This is a genomic window from Bradyrhizobium sp. CCGUVB4N (assembly GCF_024199945.1).
Lineage (GTDB): Bacteria > Pseudomonadota > Alphaproteobacteria > Rhizobiales > Xanthobacteraceae > Bradyrhizobium.
In genome coordinates this window covers 2,010,522-2,035,832 of the sequence record NZ_JANADP010000001.1, presented here as the reverse complement: position 1 = coordinate 2,035,832, position 25,311 = coordinate 2,010,522, and the positions used below count along the sequence as shown (strand labels likewise).

Here is a 25,311-nt window from a genome sequence, read left to right as displayed (position 1 = left end):
TCTAGCACCACCAGTACATCCGTGATGATGCTGCTCTGACTGAAGCGACTAGCGTGGCAAAACTGAGGCGCATAGCCTGCTCCACAGCAGCAAAACATAATTTACGCGAGCGCTTCGATAGAACTTGAATCGGACGTGGCGTCAGTTGGTAAGCTCTATAAATTTGTGTTTGCACGACAAGACGACAGGCTACAAGAAAGGCGCCGTGCCATTGACGCTCTCGTATTTGCGACCGCCAATCCAGTGGCGCCGCTTGACGAACAGGACATTCGACGCCGGATCGAGTATTATGGTCTTTGAACGTTTGTGTTTAACAGCAAGACGGCTTCACCCGATGCCCGTCGAATGTGCCAATCGCTTTGTGAGCTTCAAGAACAGCGACCTAACTTGGAGCGACTAGTTGCTCGGATTCTCGAGATTGCCGCCCTCGTGGGCTGCTACTTCCTACAACATCATCTCAGTGTAGACGCGGCCTCGTGCGTTTGCCCACGCGGGCCGTGGGAGAGCCCTCAAATACGCACGTGCAGGAGCTTCTGCTCCTTATCTCACGAGCAGCTGCGGATTTCGATGTATGCATCCCGCTCTCCGCTGCATGAGCCATTGAACGATGAGAGAACCTTCCGCTATTCGGAGATCCATCCCTACCCTTATCGGCTCTCGCGGTCGCAGGCGTCTGGAGAGCCGACACTAGGGGATGCATCATGCACGTCTAGTCTGTACTGGTCACGTCGCTGAAACCGTGACTCTAGCGAGGCATAGGCCAACCCGAAGCTAGCAAAGAAGATGGAAAGTATAATGAAAAGAAGAGCAACACCTTCCTTTCCCCACATGCATTGTGAGAACGTCATATCGCGCCACCTTGCTAGGTCGGTATCACCATGGTGCGGTCTACAACTTGACGCAACGTGCGATTCAAGCTCCGTCGCGCTCCGGTCAGTATATCGCGGAGGCAATGCTTTGACCGACTGGGCCCGCCCCAGATCTGCCACGCTACTTGATTCATGAGCGGACAGATTGGTCAGAATGCACTGGCGACGTCTGGCGGACCCGGCGCGCTTTCTTCGTGACGACGAGCGCCGGGGCGCTTCAACCATCTTTTTCTCTTGCGCCGTCTGCCCGCGTTCCAAGATGTCAGGTTGCCCGCGTCGTGTTAGCTCCGCATCGACCGGCGATTGTCACGATCAATACGCTGGCACGGCCAGCTAGATGGCGTTCGGGGCCGCGCAGTGCCCCGTCACTAGGTCGGCCGTGGAGGGAAATGCTCAGGAATGTCTTCTGCCGTACGAGGCCATCTCACGAACTCTTTCAGCCGGGATTTCCATTTCGCGAGCTTTTGGATTGCAGCCTCGAATTGAAGGTTCGAGCGGCTCTAATCGACCCCAGCGGGACCGACCAAATGGGCTGATACCCTTGTCATCGTCCGTCATATTCGGCCCAAGCATCGGATGTTTCATAGACTCGAACACACGACATTCCTTGAAACTTGCGATACAGTCTTTCCCAGATCCAAATGGCAATGTTTTCCGCCGTGGGATTGCCTAATCCTTCGACCTCATTCAGACATTGATGATCGAGTGCATTCATCACTTCGGCGAAGGACTCCTCAAGGTCGAAGAAATCTACGACGAATCCTGTGACCGGATCCACCGGTCCATCGAGCTGCACTTCAATTCGATAGGAATGGCCGTGCACGCGGCTGCACCTATGTGTGGCCGGCACGTTCGGAAGACGGTGAGCCGCCTCGAATGTGAACGCGTGTGATATCTTCATTAGGGCTCAGATGCTTGCAGGTGTGGTGCTCCGCCGTCGCCGCTGCGAGCGGCACCGAACATGAACTCAGGCAAGTTCCGCTTCGCCATCAGTCGACCTTGGCTGCCTTGGCATAGGTTTCGCGTGAAACCATCGGAATGGCACCTCCGCGGGTTGGATCCGCGAAGGGGCCGCCCGCCGAAGCGTAGTCCTTACCAGTGCGACGCTCGAGTACGATGCCCATAGCCTCGATGTTCGGGATGTCCGTTTCGCGCAGCTCCGGCATCAAGGGCTTGCGGGCCAGCGCTGCCGCTACGTAGGGTGCCAGCTCCTCTTCTTTACGTCGGACACGCTCGTCTTCCCGCTCTTTCAGTGCGGGCATAACCTCTTTGGCAAACAGCTCGAGTGCCTCGCAGATATGCTCGTGCTTATTTAGTCCGCACTGCTGGATGAAGATCATCTGGTCGATACCGACATCCGCGTAGCTCATGAGATGGTCACGAACGCTCTGAGGCCGACCGATGCTACCAGAGCCCGGCGTCTCCTTGATGTCGTCCTTGACCGCTTGGAAGCGCCGCCACAAATTCGTGCGCCCAGGACGATGTTCACCATATATCGCATAATGTGCGATCGAATATCCGAAAAACTTGAAGCCATCGATTCCGCGACGCATCGCTTCTTCGGCACTGTCATGAACCATCATACCGTTGAGCGTTGCTATATTGGCGTTCACCGAATGACCGATGGGAACGCACTCGTCTGACTTGATTGTCTCATAGTACTCGTCCCGCCAGAGTTTTGCTTGAGACGCTTCGACAAACCCAAAGACCAGCGCGCCTACACCATAACGGGCGGCGCGCAAAATGCTGTCGCGCCGGGAACAAGCCATCCAGAGCGGTGGGTGCGGTTTCTGAATCGGCTTTGGCACGATGTTGCGGGAAGGCATTTTGAAGAATCGTCCCTCGTATCCCGGATACGGCCGCATGGTCATCATATTGGCGGTCTGTTCGACGCCTTCCCGCCACATGGCACTCTTCAACTCGGGCTCTATTCCAAACCCATGCATCTCGATTAGCGAGGCGGATTCTCCAGTCCCCCATTCGACGCGTCCTCCAGAGATGAGATCGAGCGTCGCGAGGCGCTCAGCTACCCGCGCTGGATGATTGTAGTGCGGCGGCGAAAGACAAATGCCGTGGCCAACGCGGATATTTTTCGTACGCTGCGAAACGGCACCCAGAAAGACTTCGGGTGCGGACGAGTGGGAGTATTCCTCGAGGAAGTGATGCTCAACCTGCCACATGTAATCGAATCCGAGCTGATCGGCGAGCTCGATCTGCTCCAGCGCGTTGTCGAACAATTCTTTCTCGCCGCCATTTTCCCAGGGCTGCGGTAATTGGTGCTCATAGAACACTCCAAACTTCATCAGTTTTCCTCTGGCAGAACAGTCATGGCGTTTCGTATTTCTCGGATGCGACCGGCACGGTCACGCCATCGGTCGCTGACCACAGGCACCATGCTATCCGCGTTCCTGCTCCAGCATTTGTTGGCACAACCTTCATCCCGACATGCACGGCTGCACCTCCGGCTCGGGAAGCCAAGATTTGGCAAGGCATTGGTTCGCACCAGCTGGCCTGCGCCTCATTTGAACTCCCTCGCCAGCGACTGCAATATCGCCGTGACGGTGCCCTTCGACTATTGAGCAATCATCGTGCCAGGAGCCTGCAAGCCACGATTGCAGAGGGGATGCAACGATTTGCATCGCGCCAACACAACGTTCTCACCCTAATGTCGCTTTTCGGACATGGGCCTCTCCAAGCAAGGCAGGGCAAGATACGACGAAACCAAGTGTGAGTTCTGACAATTTTCATATTCGTCCCCACGCCGACGCTGAAGCGGCGCGATCGTCATCCACGATTGAAGTTGCCCCATGCATCCAGGTGTGGGACGGGTAGGAAGCTGCCACTATAAGCACATGTTGGACGCAGCTAGTCTAGTTTGGCCGAGCATTGCAGCCGCGAGCGAGCAACTGGCCCGACAAAGAATAAGGACCGATATGCGATATTTCCTGATTTCCACTGCCATTCTGACCAGCTGCTTTCAGCTCCCGAAAACCAGTGCTGAGCAAATTCTTGTCTCGCAATCCGGCGACAAGGCATATCGCTCCATCCAGGAGGCCATAGACGCATTGCCAGCTCGAGGCGGCGACATTCTGATCGCGCCGGGCATCTATCGCGAGAAGGTGAAGGTCAGTAAATCCGGCGTTCATATCAGAGGCACGGGGAAGAAGCCGGAAGACACGGTTGTCGTCTATGGCGACGGCGCGATCAAAGTGGGTGGAACCGTTCATTCCGCCACAATGGATGCATCTGGCGATGACTTCCGGCTCAACAATCTAACGGTACAAAACGACTATTCCCTAAATCCGGTCAATCCGCTGTCGCAGGCCGTAGCGCTGGCTATTACTGGAGACAAGGACGTTATTACCCACATCCGCCTGCTCGGCGCACAGGACACGCTGTTCGCCAACAGAGGGCCGAATGGCCGAAGAGCACGGCAATATTTTTCGGACTGCTATATCGAGGGACATGTCGACTATATATTCGGAAACGCCAATGCCTATTTTCAGCGCTGTGAGCTGCACGGCCTCGCCAATCAGGCAGTGGTGTACACCGCACAAAGCAAAGACTCGCCGGAGGAGGACAGCGCCTATGTTTTTGACCATTGCACTCTGACCGCCGATCTCGCCGCACGTGGCATCGCTCTTGGCCGCCCTTGGCGCTCTTATGCTACGGTGATCTTCTTATCCACCAAGATGAATGCGCCGGTGATAGCGGAAGGGTGGATCGAGTGGGATCGCGGCAAGACCAACAGGCTAATGACAGCCTACTATGCCGAATACCAATCCACCGGAATCGGCGCCAATCTCGGAGGACGGGAGCCTTACTCCCATCAACTGACGGACAGTGAAGCTAGGCAATGGTCGCTCAACTCCTTTTTTGCTGATGACACGAACTGGCTGCCGAACTCACCATCAAAATAGGAACTATGGGTTGATCGAGGAATTGTGATTTGTCTGCCGTCGCGCCGTTCTCTCGCGCGCACACGGGGCATTGTCCTATTATCTTACCCATTAAGGTTTGCGAGCCGCCTCGCGAATCTCGCAAGCTTCTCGGATAGCCAAGCTTATCCCCCGATTCGGCACCGAGTAGCAACGCCAGCCACATTCCGAGCGCCTGCTATTCTTGTGCGGTCAAGTGCGGATGCTACAATGAAGCGATGAGTACTACCGGGGCGCGAGGCCTTCTGGACGCTGGTCGGTGGTTATCGGAATGCCTTTGCACAGCCTTCCCATTCACCCGACGACAGTGGGGCTTGCCCACTGCGCAACGGTGGCCACACGTCGGAGACCACCACATTTGCATTTTCCACCTGCCAGGTCGCAGAATCGGAAAACCGCACATCATCGAGCGCAATCTCAAGTGCATGACCTCCATCAAGCCCGTGCATCACCAGCGCACCATCACCGCCACGCACGTGGTGTAGAGCGATCTTTCGGTAGAGCGGAATCCGGATACCGGATGCATGGATGTCATAGCGTGTATCAAAATAGATGGGCCATCGGTTGCCGCGCAGGCACACATTCTCATAGGTCACCCTCTCCACCAGACCGCCCCGGCTGACATCGCTCTTGATGCGCAGACCAGACGTCGTGCCGTCCAGGGTCAGGCCGTGCACCAGTATGTCGCTGACACCTGAGCTCACCTCACTGCCGATCGACATGCCGTGCCCCCAGCCAAAATAGTTGTCGATAATGGAAATATGGCGTGTGGGACCATTGTTGCCTGCTTTGATAGCCACATTGTCGTCCCCAGTGCGTATCTGACAGTGAGTAATCGTCACATCCTGGCTGGCGCCGGGATCGATGCCATCTGTATTGCGGGCGTCGGCCGGTGTATCGATCGTGACGCCCCAAAGGGTGGCACCTTCGACCCGGCTCATCGCCACGTGGAAATTGGGCGCATTGCGCAGTGTGATGCCGTGGAAGGTAATGTCATGGGCATGATCGATCTGGATCAGGCGTGGGACGTTCTGGTAGCCGCCCTCGGCTTGCGCGCGCCGAGCCAGCTGCCACCAACTCTCTGTAGTGCCGACCATGAGCGCGCCGCCCTGGCCGTCAATCATGCCCTCGCCATAGATGCCGCCTCCACGTGTTTTGGAGAAGCTGATGAACGGCCGGCAACCATCGCCCTTGCCTTCGATGCGACCACAATTTCCGAAGCCTTTGTCATAGGCCTCCCTCTCGGCAACCGCGACAAGCGTGGCGCCGCGCTCGATCCATAGCGTTACTCCGGATTTCATCTCGAGGGGGCCCGACAGGAACGTCCCGCCGGACAAATAAACCGCTGAGCCAGGAGGGCAGTGAGCAATGGCGTCTTGCAGCCTGGCTGTGTCGTTTTGTCTTGATGGCGCCAGGCGGGCGCAGACATAACTAGGTGCGACAGGTTCGGCGACCGTGCGGCGATCCTTCGCTTGTGCGCCGGCGCCTACGGCGGCGAGCATGGACAGCAGTGCCCAGTAGCGCAATGGGACTAACATGAACAACCTCTTCGTTTTGCGGCGCCACCCATGCTTTCCGTCGTCACCCGAAAGCCGAATGCCATCAGAGTTCGTAATCTTGCCTGCCGAACCAGTGTATTGCCGCGCCACTCCGCATGACGCTTTTCCCTGCTTGAGAAAGCCGGTCTCGTCGATCACTAGCACCGCGTCGTCATCCGCCAAATGCTCGATGACATAGTCGCGCACGATATCGCGCAAAGCATCCGCGTCCCAATCCCCACGACCAAGAAGCGCCTGCTGCCGCCATGGGCCAGGATCGCCAGCCGCCTCCGCCCGCATCCAACCGGTCTTGCGCTGCTCATCTCCGAGCAGGCCTTCCAGGAACAGGCCCGCATTCGTCGCCACACGCTCTTGCGTGAACAACGGACGTATCCGCTTCTTGATCTCTCGAAGCGACGCCGCCCATAACGCAAGCGTCTCCTCAACCGACGCGGCCCGCGCCCACGACATTCGAATCATGGTTGTCCATGGATTCAGAAATCCACAAGAAACATTTGCGGTAGGGACGCTCATTGCTGAGCGCCCCCCGCACAGATCCGGACGAGCCCAATTAAGGCATCCGGCTCCTACCTTGGGTATGTGACGGCGAAGCGCTGTTGTGGCCAGGGATGGAGGATACGGGGTTGAGGGAGCCATTCATCCGCCAACTTCGTCATGCGGTCCCACGTGAAGCGGTCTCGTTGGCTTCGCCGCCGAAGCGTTCGACGCCAGAGATCGCTCACATAGTAGCGGAACGCTGAGAGCGCCCGCCCATTTGTAGGAACCGCGTAGTAGGCGAAGTGGCCGGCGACGACCTGTCTCAGCCATGCACCCTGGACGAGGATCGGTTGGTGCATCCGACGCCGCAGCTTTTCCTTGATGTCCTGAAGCTTCCTCCGCAGACGGTCGCGACGGGTCTTCCTTTCGAGCAGGAAGTTCCCCCGGCGTGACTTACCGCAGATGTGGGTGAAGCCCAGAAACATGAAGGTCTCCGGTTTGCCAAGGCCGCGCCCCTTGCGGTTGACCGCCGCACGGCGACCAAACTCAATCAAGCGGGTCTTGTCTGGGTGGAGTGTCAACGCGAATGCTTCAAACCGTTCACGCATTGCATCAAGGAAACGGCGAGCGTCGTCCTCATGCTCGAAGCCAGCCACGAGATCATCGGCATAGCGCACGATGATCATGTCGCCATGGGCCTCTTGCCGTCGCCAGCGTTCGGCCCAAAGATCGAACGTGTAGTGCAGGTAGACATTGGCGAGCAGCGGCGAAATCACCGATCCTTGCCCCGTGCCCCTGTCGTCCACGGTAACGACCCCGTCTTCGAGAATGCCCGCCTTCAGCCATTTACGGATCAGGCGGATGATGCGCTTGTCGCCGATGCGGTGTTCCAAGAACTGGACCAGCCAGTCTTGGTTCACACTTCCGAAAAAGTTTTGCACGTCGGCGTCAAGTATCCAGTTCACCTTCCGCGTGGTGATCGCTACCGCCAGGGCGTCCAACCCATCATGTGGGCCCCTACCGGGTCGAAACCCGTAGGAGAAACCGACGAAGTCGCCTTCGTGGATGGCGTTGAGCACCATGACGGTCGCGCCTTGGACGATTTTGTCCTCCAAAGCCGCGATCGCCAGCGCTCTCTCCCGGCCGTCCGCCTTCGGAATATACGTCCGACGTGACGGTTGGGGACGATACGCTCCTGTGTGGACCCGTCGGTGCAGATCCGCAAGCCGGGGCTCCAGATCTGTCTCGAAGTCCTGCCATGTCACACCATCCACGCCGGGGGCTGCTTTGCGCTTGAGCGCGTAGAAAGCCATCCGGAGCGTGTCGGTATTGATATGGTGGAGAAGCGCTGTGAACCGCTCCTTCTTCCTCTGCCTTGCGGCTTGCCGTACGCGATCAAGCTCCTGGATCACACGATCCCGGCCCTGTGTCCGGAGTGTGCTTTGCTGTCTCGCGTTTCCCTTGGTCCCCGCCCTTCGCTCCATCGCCTCCGCCACCGTACCTCCGGCTTTGTTCGGCGACTTCGTTGCTACTATGGCGGAGTCAGACTTCTCCAGATCGTTCATCGGCGGCTACGGCTCCTCGCCTTCCCGCCGCGGACCAGGCTGCTTCCGTGAGCATCTGGCCGACCAAGAGAGCTCCCGGTTCCCGTACAAGAAGCTTCTGCACATGCCAGGGTCTGCGACCACGCCGAGACGTCTGGGCGCTCGCGATATCGCACCCTTTCGTGTTGCCTTCCGCTCAGTTGACAGCGTCGGCTCTCGGGAAAGCATTCTTTCGCGGCTCCATGGCTGGCCTATGCGCTCCCCTGCCGACGCTTCGCCGACATCCTCGCGGACGCCTGCGCACGGCTCGGGGCCGATGTGGATCGCTATTCCTTCATCGCAGTGGACTTCCACCACCTACTCCTTGCCGGTCTCCCGGCGCACCAACTGTAATGCTAGTTAACCCCATGCGTTCTTACGTATGGGGTCGCTTCAACAGCGCCATTTCGCCAAGACGCAGTGCGGCTTCGGTGAGTGCGATCGAATACCAGCATGTAGCGGCAGCAAAGGAACCGACAGTTTCGATGTGAGCAAAATAATCGCGCGCGAGCGAACGGACGCTGTATCTAATCGCGAACCACGGCACGCTTAGTCTCTTCTCCCGGTAGCAAAGATAACAATCGTAGCCGCAGTAGGGCTCCCGCGTGGACATATCTCGCAAGTAGCCGCCCCCTAGAGGTCGATGACACTCGATGCAGGTCGACGAGCTGCTTGGCGTCCTGTGATTTACCAGTATGAACTGCATGATCGTCTGTTGTCTTGAGAGTCATTCATGATGCACCTGCTCCACTATGAGGAAATGCGCTGCTGCAGAGATGAAACGAAACTGAATTGCGGACGACCGCCTTCCAGGCGGTCGCTCGTCCGCGCCACCCAAAAGAAGCCCGGCCACCTTCGGTGGCCGGGCACAAGTCAGTCTCGGAAGGAGCGATGCTACTGCGCATCGCGCCAGCTTCCGTCGGCAGAGGGAGTGGCTGCTGCCGGCGGTCCATTTGCGGCGAGGGCATTCGCCGCTAACCTTAGCCACAGAGGGCCGATGTCCGTCCCAAACGAAATCTGGTTTTGCTTTCTTCTGTTCAATCGGACCGGGATCCACGGAGTTCGGCCTCATGCCAACCGAAGCACGCGGTCGGACTTGACCGTGCGCTGGCATTGACGCTCGACATAGATCGACTGTTTCTCCAGGCCATTCAAGCAAAGATCGATAACCATTCCGATATGACTGAAGGCTTTTCTCCAAGCCGACTTTTGCCTTATGCGGAATCCTATCAGACTGGTAAAATCGATTGTGTTGATGGGCTGCATCTACGCTGTCGATCACTGTCGACTTACCTTTCGGGGGCCGTCGTGGCGACTTCGTGGTTTCGATGTCCTCGCCCGCACTATCTGTACGAGCTGGGCAGGTCCGCGGCCTGCCGCTTCTCGAGTTTGCGCTACTAAAGCCGAGGATTACCAAACTAGAATGCGTTGCCGTCAAAGCGCGCTCTTCAGCCAAGCTCAGGATGGATCCGAACGCGTTCGCCGCTGTCCGTTTGCACCAACTCGGCCCTGTAAGGCACACCGTGGATGTTGACGTACGTTGGGCGGCCGACAGCGGGCATGAGGCCCTCGCCTTCCAAGGCTCGGGCAAGGTAGTTCGGAAGCAAGCGTTCGCGGTGTTGCCACCCACCGCGAATGAGATAGCCAAGATCAGGTACAGGCCGAAGGGATTGCCCAGTGGCCCGAACGGATGGCGCAGCTTCATCTATCTGGCTAGCGCGCGGATGATGGATGAGACGAACGTCGTTGCGCCCTCCCGGCCCCAGTGTGACCGAATAAAGCTCTCCCTGGATCTCGACCTGCCGCGGGCCGAACTGGTTTGGCAGTCGATCAATGTTATGGAGGATGTCGATGACCACGTCCGAGGCCGGTTGGGAGCCGTGGCGCCAACCCTCACCGATGATTGGCCCGATATCCCCGACCTCCTGCTGGAGAACTGATGGCCCAACGAACGACGGCGGTCTGGCCCCGCCAAGTGCGGGCGTAGAGTGCGCATCGTCGTACAATTCGTACGGTGTGGGAGGATTCAGATTAACCAGTGGCTCAAGATCGCCATAGACGTCCGACGGCATCCGCGCGGCGGATGATGATGACGCGGGCTCTTGTATAAACTCCCTCCAGACGCCCCAAGCCCCTTCGCTCGGTGTCTCTGGCATTGCGGGAAGATCCTGGTCTGGGCTCGGCTGCGGTCCGCGGACCTGTGTGGCCAATGGTGATGCGGGTTGTTGCATAACCTCCCTCCAAAAATCCCATGCCCCGCCACTTGGTGTGGCCGGCATTGCGAGAGGATCTTGCGGTGGACTGGGCTGTCGAACCGTATTCCCCGGAGCATCCTCAGGAAGGCTTATTCCCAGCGCTCGATTTCCGTCGATCACTTGTTGGTATCGCTGGAGCCGGAGCAAATCGGCGTCGATTTTGCGGTCCCCAGTTTGCTGCCTGTACTCCTTGACGTCTTGAGCGAGCCCTTGAGTGAAGAGCCTGTCAGCCATGGCTCTCCTCTCGCGCGTTTGCAACCAGTCACTCAGCCTGGAAAGACGGCCAGCCCGTCGGTTCACAGTTTCCGGCTCGACCCTATGTGCCCTTTTTTCCGCTGCCCCCCACATGTCGATCAGGGTCGCATCCACGGCATAAGGAACCAATCGAAAGCTAGCAGTTGTCACAGCCTTTCCGGCCTTGGCATCCCGAAGCTTCTTCAAAGCCGCATCCGTGCGCCTTCTGTTGATATGGCGAGCATTCGCGTAGGCCTCTAAATCGCGGTCCAACCCCGGTTCCAGCGCAGGATTACCCAGCCGGTAGGCGATTTGTTCCCTTCCATTCTCGTTAAGCCAGGCGCTGAAATTGCGAATGTCGGCTCGAGCATTCCGAATTGTGCCAGCGCTCAGCCCTGCGGCTTGGCTCTCGAACTCGTTCAAGAGCGCATCGTCCTCCACGAATACGCCGCGTATGCGGGCCGGTTGCTTGGCGTGATCAACTCGAATGTTTGTTGAAAGGATATCATGCTGCGCCTGGAAGCTAGACGATTTTTCGCTGCGTCTCCCTCCGAACGCCTTCCCCACTTCTGACTTGATGCGCGACCATAGTCCCCGTTTCTTGCTGCGCTCGGCTTGGGTCGGGGACTCCGAATCGGATAACGGGATGTACCGTGCACTTCCGAAGCGATCGTCCCGCAGATCGGACTGCGGCTGTTCTTCGATCCACTCTCTAGGGAGAGCGCAGGGGATGTCAACGCTGCGCCGCGTGGACCTGAACGCGCTCCCCGCCTGTCGTGGCATCCGCATCGAACCACCGATGTCGCCCCCCCGGATCGCTCCACTCCCTCCGGGACGCGCATCAGGCGAACTAGCTTCTGCGGAGTTTTCGCGAGACGAGCTCAGTTGCAACGCGCCCAATCGCTCCTCAAAACCTTGAACGGTATCGCCGGAGCGCTGATCGGCCTGCGGCTGCTGACCGTACGCCCGCGCGAATCCTTCCACATCAAAGTCGAACAGGTTGAAATTGTTGTTCGCTCGCTCCATGGCACCTCACAAATCCGCGCAGCTGGAAGACATCGAGCTCGGCCCACGGGAAACGGCCGAGTGAAGACGTGAAAGCTTTGGCCCCGAGTCCACGTATCGAAGTCTGCAGCTCAGCAGATTCATCGTTCGTACCGTCAGCAAGCGGGCACCCCTTCAGTTCATATTGACATCGGCCAGTCCGTGATGTTCTCAGTCTGGTAGAAGGAATTGACGTTCAGATTTTTGGGAGACTCCTCAATAGGTCAGTTAGCTGTTCAGGAGCTGACAAGCCCGCAAAAATTTCAGCGACCAGTTGCGACTTCTTCCACGGCAGGATACGGCGTGCTCTTCAGGCGACTTTGAGCGAGCACGCGACTTCAAAATTGTCCTGACTCGGCACACCCGACCAATCACGAGCCTTCCACGCGCAGCTCGCGAATGGCGATTGGTGCGCAGCCGCAAAATGGAGTTCGCATCCATTCTTACGGCGGCGTATCGAGAGAGAGGCTGCGCCTGCGCCATCTCTGAAGCGGTAAGCGCGACTTAAACGAAGCGGGGGAGATGTTTTCGTGGTTGCTGATCCCGCACGGATGACCGAACGATTGGAGCGTGAGATGATGTTCCGATTGGCAAGACGACGAAAGAGGGGCGAAACGCCAATTCAAGAGTATTCATTCGACCTAGGTCGCAGAGATACCGCTTATGGAGTTAACGCTTTTCTTTGCGGAACTTATCGGCCCGATCAGGTTTTCGATTCCGAAGTCGGTGAAGGCTTGAAGACCGACCTCTTCGGCACCCTAAGCCCAGATCACCCGTCCTCGATCAGAAGCGCAATCGTTCTCTAGTTTGCCACCATGCGATTTTCGATAGCTCCGGTCGACCTAAGAAATTTCAGCGCTTCGGACCGTTTCGATCTGCCAGAAGGCCGGGCTCGACAAATCCGCGCATCATAAGGCGGACTGACAAGGGACGCAATTATCTGAGACACAACCAATCGCTATGCGGACGGAGCTTTGCCGGGACTCTCGTCGTGTCTCATGCCACCGGTATTCCATCAGTTTGTAAGCTGGGATCGGTATCATCCGGCTCGACAGGCAGAGAGAACTGAAAGACGGCGCCTCTAGTCTCTTTCGCACTCGCCCACATGCGTCCGCCATGGGCCTCGATGATTGAACGGCAGATAGCCAGTCCCATGCCCATACCCTGGGCTTTGGTGGTGTAGAAGGCCTCGAACAGGCGCTCTACACTGTTCGAATCAAATCCTGGACCGGAATCTTGCAAGCTAACCAGTATACCAGTCGAGCCGGATCTCGCAGTGCTGATTACCAGCTCCCGCGCTCCCTCCTCTACTCCGCTCATCGCCTCGACGGCGTTGATGATCAAATTGATAATCACCTGTTGGAGTTGAACTCGATCTGCCCGAATGAGCGGCAAGGCGCCCGCGAGTTGGGTTTGCACCGAGACACTGTTATTCATCGCTTCCGCGCGGGTCAGGGCTGCAACTTCAAGTACCACATCATTGATCGCCAAGGGGGACTTTTGCGGAGGCGCGTTCCTGATTAGCGCCCGGATCCGATCGATGATCTCTCCAGCTCGCACGGCATCGCTGAGAATCCGACCGAATGTCTGCCGGACCCGTTGCAGGTTTGGCGGCTGCGCATCGAGCCAGTTTAGACCGGCCTCCGCGTTGCTGACGACCGCACCGATGGGTTGGTTGACTTCGTGCGCGATCGAGGCCGTCAATTGCCCCATTGTGGTGACGCGATTTGCGTGTGCGAGCTCGATCAGGGTCTCGCGATACCGCCGCTCGCTTTCGCGGGCTTCGGCTTCCGCCCGCTTGCGTTCAGTCAAATCAACCACAAACGCAACACCCTGATCCTGTCGCACATCGAACCCGGCTGCCCCGATCAGAACCGGCACGCGGGTACCATCCTTGCGGATGTACTCCTTCTCGAAAGCTTGGACAGCTCCAGTCATTCGCATCTCCGTCTCGGCGCGCGCAGTGCGCTCCGTCCAGTCTGGGGGAGTTAGCTCGTTCCAGCGCACCCGGCCCGCGACGAGATCTTCGCGGTCGTATCCAACTATCTCGAGAAAGGCATGATTAGCTTCGATAATTTCTCCCTCATCGCTAAAGATAAAGATCCCGATAATGTTGGCGTCGACCAGGCGGCGGATTTTCGTTTCACGTTCCTGAACATCACGGTACAAACGACTGTTTTCTAGGGCTATTGCTGCTTGCGAGGCGAGCAGCTTTAGCACCGAACTCCGCGCCAGCGCGAAGATGCCGGGCGCCAGGTTGTTTTCGAGGTAGAGCAGACCGATGAGCTTGGATTGAGTGATGAGGGGCAGGCACAGAACCGAACGCGACCCGTGTTCGCGGATATAGGGGTCGTTAGCAAATGAAGATTGGACAGCAGCATTCTCGAGAATGACGTTTTCACCGGTGCGCATGACATAGTGGAGCACCGATTCTGGGAGGGCAGCCGCGGTCACCGATTGCTCATGCATGTGCACAACGGGCGCTTGACTGGCGGTTGTGGCTTCTGCCTCGATCCGCGGTTCATTGCCACGGAGCAGGATCAGCAGACCTCGCTCGGCACCGGCCTGCTCAATGGCGGTGCGCATGAGTCTATCAATGAGCCTCTGCAGAATGATCTCACCGGAGACCGCCTGCGAGACTTTGATGACCGTAGCAAGGTCTAGATTTTCAACGGGCGCTCCTATGCTCGTGCCGGACAGGGCTCGCGCGTCATCCTCCTCATTCAGATAAGGAAACAACTCGCCGAGCTGTCGCACTTTCCCATCCGCTCCCCAACGCAGATAGTTGTGCCGTGCATCGCTCAGATAAGTCTTTGCGATCCTCTCATACCCACGCGCAGCGTAAAATCGCCCCGCAAGCTCGCAGGCGATCGCCTCATGGTGAAGAAAACCATCGGCCGCTGCGGATCGTATGGAGTGTTCGTAGAGCCGCATTGCTTCTGCATCGCGATTGTCAAGCCTTGCCATTTCGGCTGCAACCAAAGCAGCTCGATGTTCAAAATTCTGAGGGCAATTCGTCGCCCACGCCAGAAGCTGTTTGTGATGGGCGTTTATGATACCTCGATGCTCTTTCTCTTCACTCGCGACTGAACCATCGCAATGACAAGAGTGAGCCAGCGCACCGTAGAAGTGGAAATCCGCTGTTGAGCCTTCCGTCGGTACTGTCCATATTAGAAGTTCTGCCTTTGACCTCGCATTGATCGCGGCGACGTAGTCACCCGCAAAGAAACGCGCCTGAAGCTTACGGGTCCAATAGATGGCTCCAAGAGCGGCGACTTCTGGACCTTTCTCGAGGGAGCGCTCGACGGCCAATTCGTCAATTTCGTGATCATCAAAGCAGCCGAACCTGCGCGTGAGGCCTCGCATCGTGCGAACGAATCCGAGCTGCAGACCTATGATGTCGGACGCGAAGCGGAACTTCATCTTTCGAACGGTAGCGAGGTTTCTCGCTATTTCGCTCTGTACATCTTTCAGAGGATCGCCCACGCTGATCATGCTTGAGGTCAAATGCGCCAGACTGTAGGCCCCATAAACGAGATCGCCGACTTCGGTGGCCGCCTTGAACGCCCGCGTAATCCAGTCGCGACCAGCCCTGATGTGTTTGATCCAAGGAATCACAGTGGATCCGACGGCTAGATAGACCGGAGCCTGAAAACGGACCAACCCACGACGATCGACCAGATCGCAGGCAAGCTGACCAAAACGATAAGCGGCTTGATAGTCACCGAACCGGCCACCTAAGACCCGGTTAAGCCAAGCGTAGTGCGCACACGAAGCGTCAGAGTTGCCGTGGTCGAGGCTAAGATTCACCGCTCGGCATATCACCAAGGTAGGTAGGTTGGTGTCAGTGAACGCGGCCGGCGGCACGATCCGCGTCAAGACGGCTAAAATAGCAAGGCATGTCTCGTCTTTCATTAAAGGCAACTCTGCAATTTTTTCAATCTGGCCATCAGGGATCTTGGACCACATCAGCTGATATTCGGATTGAGCCTCCTCCCGCGTCGGACGTGGCGACCAGTCAATCCCGACGCAGCGCAAATACTCGAGACCTACCGCCACCGCACGCTCGTTGCGGCCGCGCGTCAGGTACATATCCACGCGCAAACATGCTACACGTGCTTGTTCGACCGCATGCATAGTGCGCTTGGAAAGCGCGGATAGGCGCTCCTCGGCGGCGTCCAGCTCGCCGATCAGGAATTCGCACTCGGCCCGGTTCAGCTCCAGCGCGAAGGTGAGCTCGCGCTGATTCTGCCATGAGTCGTCCGCAAGCAGTGCAATGCCGGCGATCAGGTAGGTGAGTGCGGATGCATAAGCTGCGGACGCTTTGGCACGCTGGCCAGCGATCAGATTGAACTCTGCGAGCTGCTCTCGTTCCTTACTGGAGGTTATTAGGGACAGCCCCCGATCGAGTTGATTGACGATATTAAAGATAGCCTCTCGACGGCTCTCCGGAGGCGTATGCGCGGCGAGCATCCGGCCAATCCGCAGATGGGCTGGAGCGCGCGATACTTCCGGAACCAACGAGTACGCGGCCTCCTGAATGCGGTCGTGGACGAAACTGTACATGTTTCCGTGTCGCTCGACTAGACCCTGATGGATCGCCGGCCACAGCAGTGCGTTTACCCGCGCCTGCGAAGTCCCGTAGACAATTGAAAGCTCCGATGCTTCGGCGATGTTGCCGAAACAGGCGAGCTGCTGCAGCGCATTCTGCGTTGCGGCTGTCAGACGGGCAAGTATCCCGACCATCAGGTCGACCACGTTATCGGTGTATCCCTTTGCGTGGATGCGTTCGAGATCCCAAGTCCAGCACGCCGCGCTGTGATCGAAGCTCAATAGTTTCTCTGCGGAGAGAGCAGAAACGAATTGAATGACAAAGAACGGATTGCCCGCAGTCTTCTGGTGAACGAGCTGAGCGAGCGGTGCTGCGCGCTTCGGCTTGCAGCGAAATGCATCCGCAATCAACTGCTCGACATGCTCAGGGCTCAGTGGCGCAAGCGTAATCTCCTCTACATTCTTCCCGGTGCTGTTAATGCTATCGAGTTTGAGTTTCAGTGGATGGCTGGAATCAACCTCGTTGCTCCGGTACGCACCGATGAGCAGCAGTTGCAGTTCGACCTCGGTCAGGAGATGCTCGAGCACGTCAAGAGTTGCCGCATCGAACCATTGCAAATCGTCAAGGAAGATCACCAACGGATGATGTTGGCTGGCGAAGACGCCGACAAACCGGCGAAAGACCAGTTGGAAGCGAGTTTGTGCTTGCTGGGACGGAAGCTCCGGAACGGCAGGCTGCTCGCCGATGATCAGCCCTAGCTCGGGAATCAGGTCGATCATTAGTCGTCCGTTCGGACCGAGTGCATCCAGGAGTGCGTTGCGCCAATTCGCGAGCTCAGCGTCACTTTTGCCGAGAAGAGGCCGGACAACCCCCTGAAATACCTGAACTAGCGTAGAGTAGGGAATGTCACGCTTGAATTGATCAAATTTGCCCGACGCGAAGACCCCACGCGAGGGCACCAGAGCTTTATGCAACTCGTGGACAACCGAGGACTTGCCGACGCCGGAGTAACCGGCGACAAGTACTAACCTCGGGGCGCCGCTCTCGACCACGCGATCGAAAGCGGCGAGCAACGCCTCGATTTCGGCGCCTCTCCCGTAGAGTCTCTCGGGGATCAGTAGGCGATCCGGCGTATCCTGTTCGCCTAGCACAAAGGGGGCGATACGTCGCCGGCCCGACCATTCGACGAGGCAACGCCGCAGATCGTGCTTAACACCGGCGGCCGTTTGGTAACGATCCTCCGCAGCCTTGGCGAGTAGCTTCATCACTATTCGGGAAACCGGCTCCGGGATGCCTTCTGCCTTCTCTCGCGGGGATATTGGCTTTCTGGCGATATGACAGTGGATCCACTCCATTGGATCAGACGCGGCGAACGGCAGTGCACCTGTGAGCATCTCGTAGAACGTGACGCCGAGTGAATAGAGGTCACTGCGAGAATCGACGGAGCGATTCATCCGCCCGGTCTGTTCCGGCGCCATGTAGGGCAGTGTGCCCGCGATGAACTCGGGCGGCTCGCTCGCCTGCCGCTCGCGCGGGTGGCGCGAAGCAAGGCCAAATCCGGTGAACCGAACCTGTCCGTCCGGGCAATTGACCAGAATATGAGCCGGCTTCACGTCTTTATGCACTAAGCCATTCCGGTGAATGTTGCCTAGAGTTTCAGTGATGCTAATGGCCAGATCCAGAAAGCAGTCCAGCTCCAAAGGTACGCCCAGCAGGCGAACCAGGGGTTCACCAGACGGATCCTCCAGAACCAGAGTGGTTCGGCCAGCTTCGCGGAGTAGCTCCAGAGGCCGCACCGCCCATCCCCGGTCGAGCCCTTCCCTTAATTCATATTCATGGGCCAGGCGGTCGAGCGCAGCACGCGGAGGGTGCGCTGGAGCGGATCGCACAATCAAAACTAGTTGCCGGTCACCATCGGCGTTCGGACGCCACGCGCGACAGAAGACCCAATCATCGTCTTCCCAAAGCACCACCGAATCCTCATGTCTTTCCATGTCGAATTGAGGCGGCTTGAGAGGGTTCTGCGACATTCGACCGTCCGGTCGATTAAACTGGGCTCAAATGGAATCTGCCATATATTCCACAACATGACAATTTCTACGCGTTGCCGGGAGCGTCAGATTTCCGCTTGTCTGCACGATCCGGAGCGGGGCACGCTCTTCGAACCCACATGGGCTGCCTCGGGAAATGTATGAGCCCGGCATGTCCACACCTATCGCACCGTACCAGACACAACCTTGAGACGATTGCCGCCCGCTAGAGGCCATGATCGCTTGCGTTGCCGGCTGCAGTGACGCGTCTTCAACAGATATGACGACAGGGCACAATCTAATCGCGCAACGAGGCCCTAATACCACTTCCAAAATGGTGGCGGGTACGATCGAGAGTTGCTGAACACGGACGATCCGCGAACTCAATCTAACGACTGCACGACTGCATCACCTAGTCTGTGTCGTGGCGCGAGAAAACTCGCTCCTTGGCCTACCGTTCAGTAACTTCCCAGCGCCAAGCTCGACCAGACGCGAAAGACTCGTAATCGTAGCGCTGCATCAACGGCATTTCGATTGCTGCGGACGTAATCCGGAATACGTCATTGCCCGCTCCTTCCATCCATGGGGTGAATGCGCTGCATCACAACAATCTATTTTACCAATCCAAATGACTGCTGCTAGTCAACGCAGCGCTTGAGCTCGGGGATTGGAGCGGGTCGTGAGGATTGATCGTCGACTGCTAAGGGCAGTTGCTCCAGGTGGACTAATTCGTCACCTGTTCAACGGTAAGGCTCCAAAACGGCCTTTCGAACGGTTATCAGCCGGTCTTATCGGGCAGCATCCTCCCGCGCGCTGGAGGCCGGCGCGTCGCGCTAGAAGATTCGTGTACCAGAACGATGCATGAGGCAGCTATGACTTTGACAGTGTACGTATCTCGAAAATCGAGAGCAGTTGAGCACCTGAACCAAGCATATCGGGTGATGGCATTTGGCCTTTTTACGCAGCTGCTTCGATATTTCCCTCTTCCTTTTCGCGCTTTTGCCAGCTCATCTCCCGTTCGACTGAAAGCTGATGCTGACCCACATATCACCACTGCGCCGCCTGGAGAGCGTGCTGCGCTCTCACGTTGCTGCAATTCCCGTGTTCAACACCTTAAACAGAGGATCGAGTTACAAATCGAAGAGATTGCAAGACTAATCTGCGAGGGCCAAAGCGCGCTTGAAGCAACTCGGCTCCTCAATGCACTTACAAACGAGCTGGTAGCGACGAAGCTCGACATGTGCTCGAAAGTTAACGAACAAACTGATAGTGCAGTCACAGGAGGGAAAGCGAGACGCATCGAGCGGGAGTACGGCAAACTGTACGAGCCGGAACAGCTTTTGAAGCTGGGACGTCTTTTTGATGAAGCAGTCTTGGCGTTACCCCCAAGCTTGCGAACTCATTCCAACCGGACAGACATAGCCAAACTCATCCTAGGGCGTGCATCTTTTACTGAAATCGAACTTGGTCTTCTCGTTAAGTTGATTATTGCCCTTGTGGCTGCCGCTTGAATACTAGCACTACTCTGGCAGTTTAGTTTTGCTTGGATCGACGAGGAGTTTCTCACAGTGCGGGCATCGCCGGGGTGGAGGCTGCGCGAAGAGGTCGAGGATGGCTTGCCTGACGGCCGGCATGCTCGGCTGTGGCGGCGGTCCGGCGATTCTTTTTTTTTCGTCCCGCTGCTTTGAGGCGGCGGGATTGGAGGAAGGCGTAGGCGATCATGGTCATCAAGGCGTGTCGGTGTAACCCCGTCCAGGATCTCCCTTCGAAGTGGTCGAGGCCAAGCTCCTCCTTGAGCTGCTGATGGGCCTGCTCACAGACCCATCTGGCTTTGATCGTGGCGACGAGCATCTTGAGGCTCGCATCGGCCGGTAGGTTCGACACATAGTATTTTTGCTCGCCAGTCGACCGGCGTTCGCCGACGAGCCAGACCTCGTCGCCCGGCATGCACTGCACCCGATTATCGAGCATGCGGTGCTTATGGCCATCCGCAACGCGGACACGGCGGGCCGCGAAGAGACATGTCAGTCGACCTTTGGTGCCCCGCCGCCAACTGACCCTTCGCCATTTTCCTTTGGCCAACATCGCTTCAGCAGCGACAGGGGGCTGATCTGGAATGTGGTATTTGCGGCGCTTTCCGGCCTTCGCGACAGGGAAGATCAAGGCAACGTCGGTGGGATAAACGTTCTGGCGTCGCGACAGACCCACCGCCCACAACAGACCGCGCTCGCTCAAAGCCTGACGGAAAGTCCCGCTGGAGCCGTACCCTGAATCGGCAAGCACACAGCCAAAACGTGCACCGGAGGCGATGACGCGGTCGATCTCCGCGATCGCGATTTCCGGCTTTGTCAGTGCAGTCTGTCTATCCTTCGGCACACCGGCCCGCGCCATGCGCTCACGATCATCTGTCCAACTCTCGGGTAGGAATAGCCGCAGGCCCACCATCACGGGTACCTCGCGCGACGCCAACGTTACCGAGACCAGCGACTGGCAGACCGTATGTTCGTTGTCCGAGAGGTGGCTCGTCCGCAATATGCGATGAGCGAGGGTTGCGCCGGGTGGGCCGACGCCGAGCCTCTCGCATAGGAGGACGAGCCGTGCGGCAGGATAGCAAAATCTACGTGGGACTGGATACGTCGAAGCTGAAGATCTCGGTAGCCGTAGCCGAGGCGGGGCGCGATGGCGACGTGCGCTTCATCGGCGAGATCGACAGCACGCCTGATGCGGTGGAGCGATTGATAACGAAGCTCGCCAAAAGGCACCGGGGCCTCGCCTTTTGCTACGAAGCCGGCCCGACCGGCTACGGTCTCCATCGTCAGATCACACGGCTTGGCCACGACTGCATCGTGGTTGCACCATCACTGATCCCGAAGCGGCCTGGAGAACGGGTCAAGACCAACCGCCGTGATGCGCTGACCCTGGCCAAGCTGCATCGTGCAGGAGAGCTGACCGCGGTCTGGGTACCGGATCCGGAGCACGAGGCGGTGCGAGAACTGGTACGTGCCCGGGAAGCCGCGATGGAAGATCTGCGGCGGGCCCGTCAACGCTTGCAGTCCTTCCTGCTCCGTCACGGCCGGGTCTTCACCGGCCGTCAAGCGTGGACCAAGGCGCATACACGATGGCTGTGCGAGCAACGCTTCGAGCATCCGGCGCAGTATCTCGTGCTGGCCGAGTATCGCCAAGCGATCGAGGCCGCCGAGATCCGTCTGAAGCGTCTGGACGACCAGGTTGCCGAGGCGGTGAGTTCATGGTCCATGGCTCCAGTGATCGCCGCCTACCAAGCGCTACGCGGCGTCGCCTTCCTGACCGCGGTCACCTTCGTCACCGAAATCGGCGACGTGCGCCGCTTCGACAGCCCGCGCCAACTGATGGCGTATCTTGGCCTGGTGCCCTGCGAAAACTCTACGGGAGAACGCATCCGGCGGGGCAGCATCACCAAAGCTGGTAATGGCCGGGCGCGCCGCGTGCTCATTGAGGGCGCCTGGACCTACCGCTTCCCCGCCCGGATGAGCCGCCTACTGCAGGAGCGGCAGGCCGGCCTGACGAAAGCGGTGTGCGACATCGCCTGGAAAGCCCAAGTCAGACTCTGCGCTCGCTATCGCAAGCTGATGGCACGCGGCAAACGCCAGGCAGTCGTCACCGTGGCCATCGCCCGGGAAATGGCCGCCTTCCTTTGGGCAATCGGCCAAGAGGTGGAGCCGCACAGCGCAACCTGATCGCTTGCTGAATTAGCTACGCTTCCTTCCACCTCAACACAGGAGAACTCTCAGGAGCGACATCATTGTTGCGCATCGCTGGAGGCAGGGCCCCGGTTGGGGAACTCTCGCACCAATTGTGTGGCCGACATTGTCGATGCCCGCTGGCAGATCGAGACAGCCCCGGACGAACAAACGGAAATGCGGTATCCAACCCGCGTATCAGAGTCTACAAACCGTCGTCTCAGCGGCTCTGCCTCCTGCGCTGCGTAACAATCATCCAATTGACAACTCCGGCACAAACGGAGGTCGCACCCTCATGCCGATAACCCTGGACAACGAACATCAGAGTTGGCCGTCTTTCCGAGCGACGAGGCATATTGGGGTGCCACGCCAACCGAGTGAGATCCCTTCTTGGGCAACGCCGTGTCATCGATGACAAGAAACCCCGCCTCATCACCAACCAGGCCATCTGCCTTCTTCACCGGTGAGCTTTGATCGAGGTCGAGTCGAGCGACAGCGCAACGGCATCTTTGCCCGGCTTGGCCAGCGCTTCAAAGATTGCGCACCATCGCCCGCGCTTGGCCCAGCGATTGAAGCGATTGTAGATTGTTGTGTAAGGGCCGTATTCGCGCGGGCAGTCGCGCCATCGCGCACCCGATTGCAGCATGTGAATGATCCCGCTGATGATGCGCCGGTCGTCGTCCCGATCCGGCCCCGTCAGTCCCGTCGGCAGATGAGGCTCGATACGTGCCCATTGCCTGTTATTCAGCCAAAACAAACCCGCACGCATTCTCTCGCCCCCGAATCAAAAACTCGCGGGAAAGGGAATCATGTCGCGTCATTTAGGTACAGACCCTAATAGACCTCGCTCCTCATCGTAACACGGTGAAGAACAGTCACGACGACCGCAAAAGAGAAATCGAGCTGCTTTCGCCCTGGCGTGGGCCGCTCGACGTGTCCGAGGCGACTTTCGGCCAATCGCCGATATCTGATCTCGTCAATCGATCGTCGAAGTCGCGCCAGAACGACCGATTTCCGGTACCGCTGGTGCGCTCACATAAGCCGACGCATCGCTACTACCCGGTCTCTGCACCGATGGGCAATGGACCACCACCTCGTTGACGAACTCTTGGCTCGACGGATTGCTAGCGAGTGCCGGACTCGCAGAGTTCGCTCGCTCCTCGACACTCTCGATCCGAACCAATGCTCAGGTCCGCAGCTTGTAATGAGTTCGCGTGCCAACGTTCAACTGACTGCTCGAACCACGGCGAAGACAATGGCTAACCATGTGGCCAGGCAGAACAATAGGACGACGCGCCACGCCCTCGCCCTGAACCGATTGCGCCAGTTGACTAGCTCCGACGCGCAGCCGGTGAAGCAGCGGCCCCGCACGACGTCCATCATCTGACTGATGTCACGGAACTCAAACTGCGAGCGTTTTTTGCGGATGTACTTGATCCGGTCCTGAGGCGCGAAGCAGCCGGCCCATATTTTTTTGGCCCTCTCTTGCTCGTCTTCCTTAGACCGGCCGCAATTATTGGGGAGAGAATAGTCGGCAACCGGCGTCACGATGCTATACTCTATGCCGAGCACGTAAGTAGGGAGCGTGTTCAATTGAAAGCTGCGCCATTCATGCATGATGCATGCCTTTCGTATTCCGTTCACATTCTGCGCTTCAGGCCTACAGTGTGACGTTACGTAAGATTCAAGCGATTCCTTTGGTGCCTACCAACTCTAGTTGGCTGCAGCCGCGCCCCTGCTCTCGTTGAGCCAGAGGACATCGGCTTTCATTTCGCGACGCTGCAATCGTGCACGACGAAGTCGGGCTGACAGCAGATTGTTCGGCTCGCTTCGAAAGCGCAAACCTTCTCATGCCACCGCCTTTGCCTGCTTGATCGCTCGCCGATCTCCGCGTGGACTGACGGCGAACGGGCCTTTTACCTTTTGTCCACGAGTGGCCCCGTTTGCCGAGTGACGTCTGCTTCTGCATCGCAATCACTCAGGATTGGCCACGATCACCTTTGCGATTTGGTTGGCTGAGCCGCGAGATCGTTTCACCCTCTATCTTTCTTGTCGCCTTGCCCTCAAAACGTTGTCGCGAATGATGTGCGTGCCGCCGCCATACAAATTCACACAATTTCGTCAAACAAAACGCTCGGAGGGCTTGAATCGCACGTGGCGTCAAATTGTACGATCTCGAACAAGTGATGGTGGTCTCCGGCGAGGCCAACATCTCCAAGGAGTCTAAGGATCGCCAATGTCCCACCCTCTTTATGTTCACCTCGGACGACGCTATCAGGATCTGGCCCCCTCGCCCGAAAGAGCGATCGCCGACTTCCTCGAGACCTTGAATTGCTTGCCACCTTTGGCCCAAGTCAGGCGAAAGAGAGGGCGTACTCTGAGTCCGATGCCGAGCATGCGCACGTCTCCGTCGCCCATGACAAGAGACCTCCATTCAGTTCGCCAGTTCGATCTCCCATCGTGGTTCGTGCTCATCGTCACAAACCCGATATGTCCGATACAGGAGCCCCCCCCTACGCGTCACGAGGATGTCCGACACGGAACACTGTGATGACACGGATCGACGTGCAGTTCACCTGCGTCCAGAGACGTGCGTTGCAATTACCTCTTATCTGTCGCTCTCGGATGCATTCGAGCTCGCTTGAAGCAACCGTCACTATGGCCCAGAGCAGCACCCCGCCCCGCGAGTTAAAACGCTGTCGCTCTTCGCGAGAGTCGCTGATTTGAGCCCTTGGCCAACTCTCTATTGCAGAAGCGTTGACCGCCTCGCACGACGCTCAATACGGCGCCAATCAACCATCAAAGAGGATCTCTTGACTCGAAGCCTGTGTCCCCTCGTTCTCTGGCCCTATAGAACCGGTTCCAATGCAATAGCTTTCATTGCGTTTGCGACCATGCTCTCTCTCACTCTCGAGCCCGCCGTCGCCCGAGATAAGCCGGCAACGGAGGAGGACCAGAGGGCTTGCACACCGGACGTGTTTCGGCTCTGCAGCAGCGTCATACCGGATATCGAGGCAATCACTGCTTGTCTCCGAACTAAGGTCACCAGCT

The 25,311-nt window shown here is 57.9% G+C and carries 10 protein-coding genes and 4 pseudogenes; 3 read left to right on the top strand and 11 right to left on the bottom strand.

Going from position 1 to position 25,311, the window contains the following annotated elements:
* Positions 1–1,413: 1,413 nt before the first annotated feature.
* Together queD and NLM31_RS09085 are read right to left on the bottom strand one after the other, a co-directional pair.
* The gene (gene queD / locus NLM31_RS09090) at positions 1,414–1,770 is read right to left on the bottom strand and encodes a 6-carboxytetrahydropterin synthase QueD (protein ID WP_254128861.1); all 357 of its coding nucleotides are present in this window, start codon (positions 1,768–1,770) and stop codon (positions 1,414–1,416) included.
* An 88-nt stretch (positions 1,771–1,858) separates the two neighbouring features.
* A complete protein-coding gene (locus tag NLM31_RS09085) occupies positions 1,859–3,172 on the bottom strand; it encodes an LLM class flavin-dependent oxidoreductase (RefSeq protein WP_254192074.1) in 1,314 nt (437 codons plus the stop codon).
* 630 nt (positions 3,173–3,802) lie between these two features.
* Between NLM31_RS09085 and NLM31_RS09080 the strand changes: the two genes are divergently transcribed.
* On the top strand, positions 3,803–4,789 hold the full coding sequence (locus tag NLM31_RS09080; RefSeq protein WP_254192073.1) for a pectinesterase family protein: 987 nt from the start codon (positions 3,803–3,805) through the stop codon (positions 4,787–4,789).
* 281 nt (positions 4,790–5,070) lie between these two features.
* Here the strand turns inward: NLM31_RS09080 and NLM31_RS09075 are convergent, their stop codons facing one another.
* The 5 genes and pseudogenes from NLM31_RS09075 to NLM31_RS09055 all read right to left on the bottom strand — a co-directional run bounded on the left by NLM31_RS09075 (position 5,071) and on the right by NLM31_RS09055 (position 18,541).
* Positions 5,071–6,309 carry a glycoside hydrolase family 28 protein gene (locus NLM31_RS09075; RefSeq protein ID WP_256562075.1) on the bottom strand — a complete coding sequence of 413 codons (1,239 nt, stop codon included), beginning with the start codon at positions 6,307–6,309 and terminating at the stop codon, positions 5,071–5,073.
* Positions 6,310–6,414: 105 nt separating this feature from the next.
* Positions 6,415–6,825: pseudogene (locus NLM31_RS09070) on the bottom strand (transposase); the annotation flags it as partial.
* A gap of 107 nt (positions 6,826–6,932) precedes the next feature.
* Entirely contained in the window at positions 6,933–8,408 is a 1,476-nt protein-coding gene (gene ltrA, locus NLM31_RS09065; RefSeq protein ID WP_254192072.1) for a group II intron reverse transcriptase/maturase, read from the bottom strand.
* A 1,466-nt stretch (positions 8,409–9,874) separates the two neighbouring features.
* Positions 9,875–11,941: a hypothetical protein gene (locus tag NLM31_RS09060; protein WP_254192071.1), complete on the bottom strand. Its 2,067-nt coding sequence runs from the start codon at positions 11,939–11,941 to the stop codon at positions 9,875–9,877.
* A 1,014-nt stretch (positions 11,942–12,955) separates the two neighbouring features.
* Positions 12,956–18,541 (bottom strand): trifunctional serine/threonine-protein kinase/ATP-binding protein/sensor histidine kinase, encoded by a 5,586-nt coding sequence (locus NLM31_RS09055; RefSeq protein ID WP_254192070.1) that lies wholly within the window; start codon positions 18,539–18,541, stop codon positions 12,956–12,958.
* Between the two features lie 872 nt (positions 18,542–19,413).
* On the opposite strand from NLM31_RS09055, the gene NLM31_RS09050 reads away from it, so the two are divergent.
* Positions 19,414–20,052 (top strand): hypothetical protein, encoded by a 639-nt coding sequence (locus tag NLM31_RS09050; RefSeq protein WP_254192069.1) that lies wholly within the window; start codon positions 19,414–19,416, stop codon positions 20,050–20,052.
* Between the two features lie 52 nt (positions 20,053–20,104).
* Here NLM31_RS09050 and NLM31_RS09045 read toward each other — a convergent pair.
* Positions 20,105–21,034, bottom strand: a pseudogene (locus NLM31_RS09045) (IS701 family transposase); the annotation flags it as partial.
* Between the two features lie 104 nt (positions 21,035–21,138).
* On the opposite strand from NLM31_RS09045, the gene NLM31_RS09040 reads away from it, so the two are divergent.
* Positions 21,139–22,257 (top strand): IS110 family transposase, encoded by a 1,119-nt coding sequence (locus NLM31_RS09040; protein ID WP_254191884.1) that lies wholly within the window; start codon positions 21,139–21,141, stop codon positions 22,255–22,257.
* A gap of 329 nt (positions 22,258–22,586) precedes the next feature.
* Here the strand turns inward: NLM31_RS09040 and NLM31_RS09035 are convergent.
* The 3 genes and pseudogenes from NLM31_RS09035 to NLM31_RS09025 all read right to left on the bottom strand — a co-directional run.
* Positions 22,587–22,712 (bottom strand): annotated as a pseudogene (locus tag NLM31_RS09035) (transposase); the annotation flags it as partial.
* 8 nt (positions 22,713–22,720) lie between these two features.
* A pseudogene (locus tag NLM31_RS09030) lies at positions 22,721–23,081 on the bottom strand (transposase); the annotation flags it as partial.
* 403 nt (positions 23,082–23,484) lie between these two features.
* The gene (locus NLM31_RS09025; protein WP_254128853.1) at positions 23,485–23,877 is read right to left on the bottom strand and encodes a hypothetical protein; all 393 of its coding nucleotides are present in this window, start codon (positions 23,875–23,877) and stop codon (positions 23,485–23,487) included.
* Positions 23,878–25,311: the final 1,434 nt, after the last annotated feature.

Bases quoted from the DNA above. Each gene is read 5' to 3' on its own strand.
- NLM31_RS09050 (WP_254192069.1), top strand. From the start codon at position 19,414: ATGACTTTGACAGTGTACGTATCTCGAAAATCGAGAGCAGTTGAGCAC.
- NLM31_RS09055 (WP_254192070.1), bottom strand. From the start codon at position 18,541: ATGTCGCAGAACCCTCTCAAGCCGCCTCAATTCGACATGGAAAGACAT.
- NLM31_RS09080 (WP_254192073.1), top strand. From the start codon at position 3,803: ATGCGATATTTCCTGATTTCCACTGCCATTCTGACCAGCTGCTTTCAG.
- NLM31_RS09085 (WP_254192074.1), bottom strand. From the start codon at position 3,172: ATGAAGTTTGGAGTGTTCTATGAGCACCAATTACCGCAGCCCTGGGAA.
- queD (WP_254128861.1), bottom strand. From the start codon at position 1,770: ATGAAGATATCACACGCGTTCACATTCGAGGCGGCTCACCGTCTTCCG.
- ltrA (WP_254192072.1), bottom strand. From the start codon at position 8,408: ATGAACGATCTGGAGAAGTCTGACTCCGCCATAGTAGCAACGAAGTCG.
- NLM31_RS09060 (WP_254192071.1), bottom strand. From the start codon at position 11,941: ATGGAGCGAGCGAACAACAATTTCAACCTGTTCGACTTTGATGTGGAA.
- NLM31_RS09075 (WP_256562075.1), bottom strand. From the start codon at position 6,309: ATGCTCGCCGCCGTAGGCGCCGGCGCACAAGCGAAGGATCGCCGCACG.
- NLM31_RS09025 (WP_254128853.1), bottom strand. From the start codon at position 23,877: ATGCATGAATGGCGCAGCTTTCAATTGAACACGCTCCCTACTTACGTG.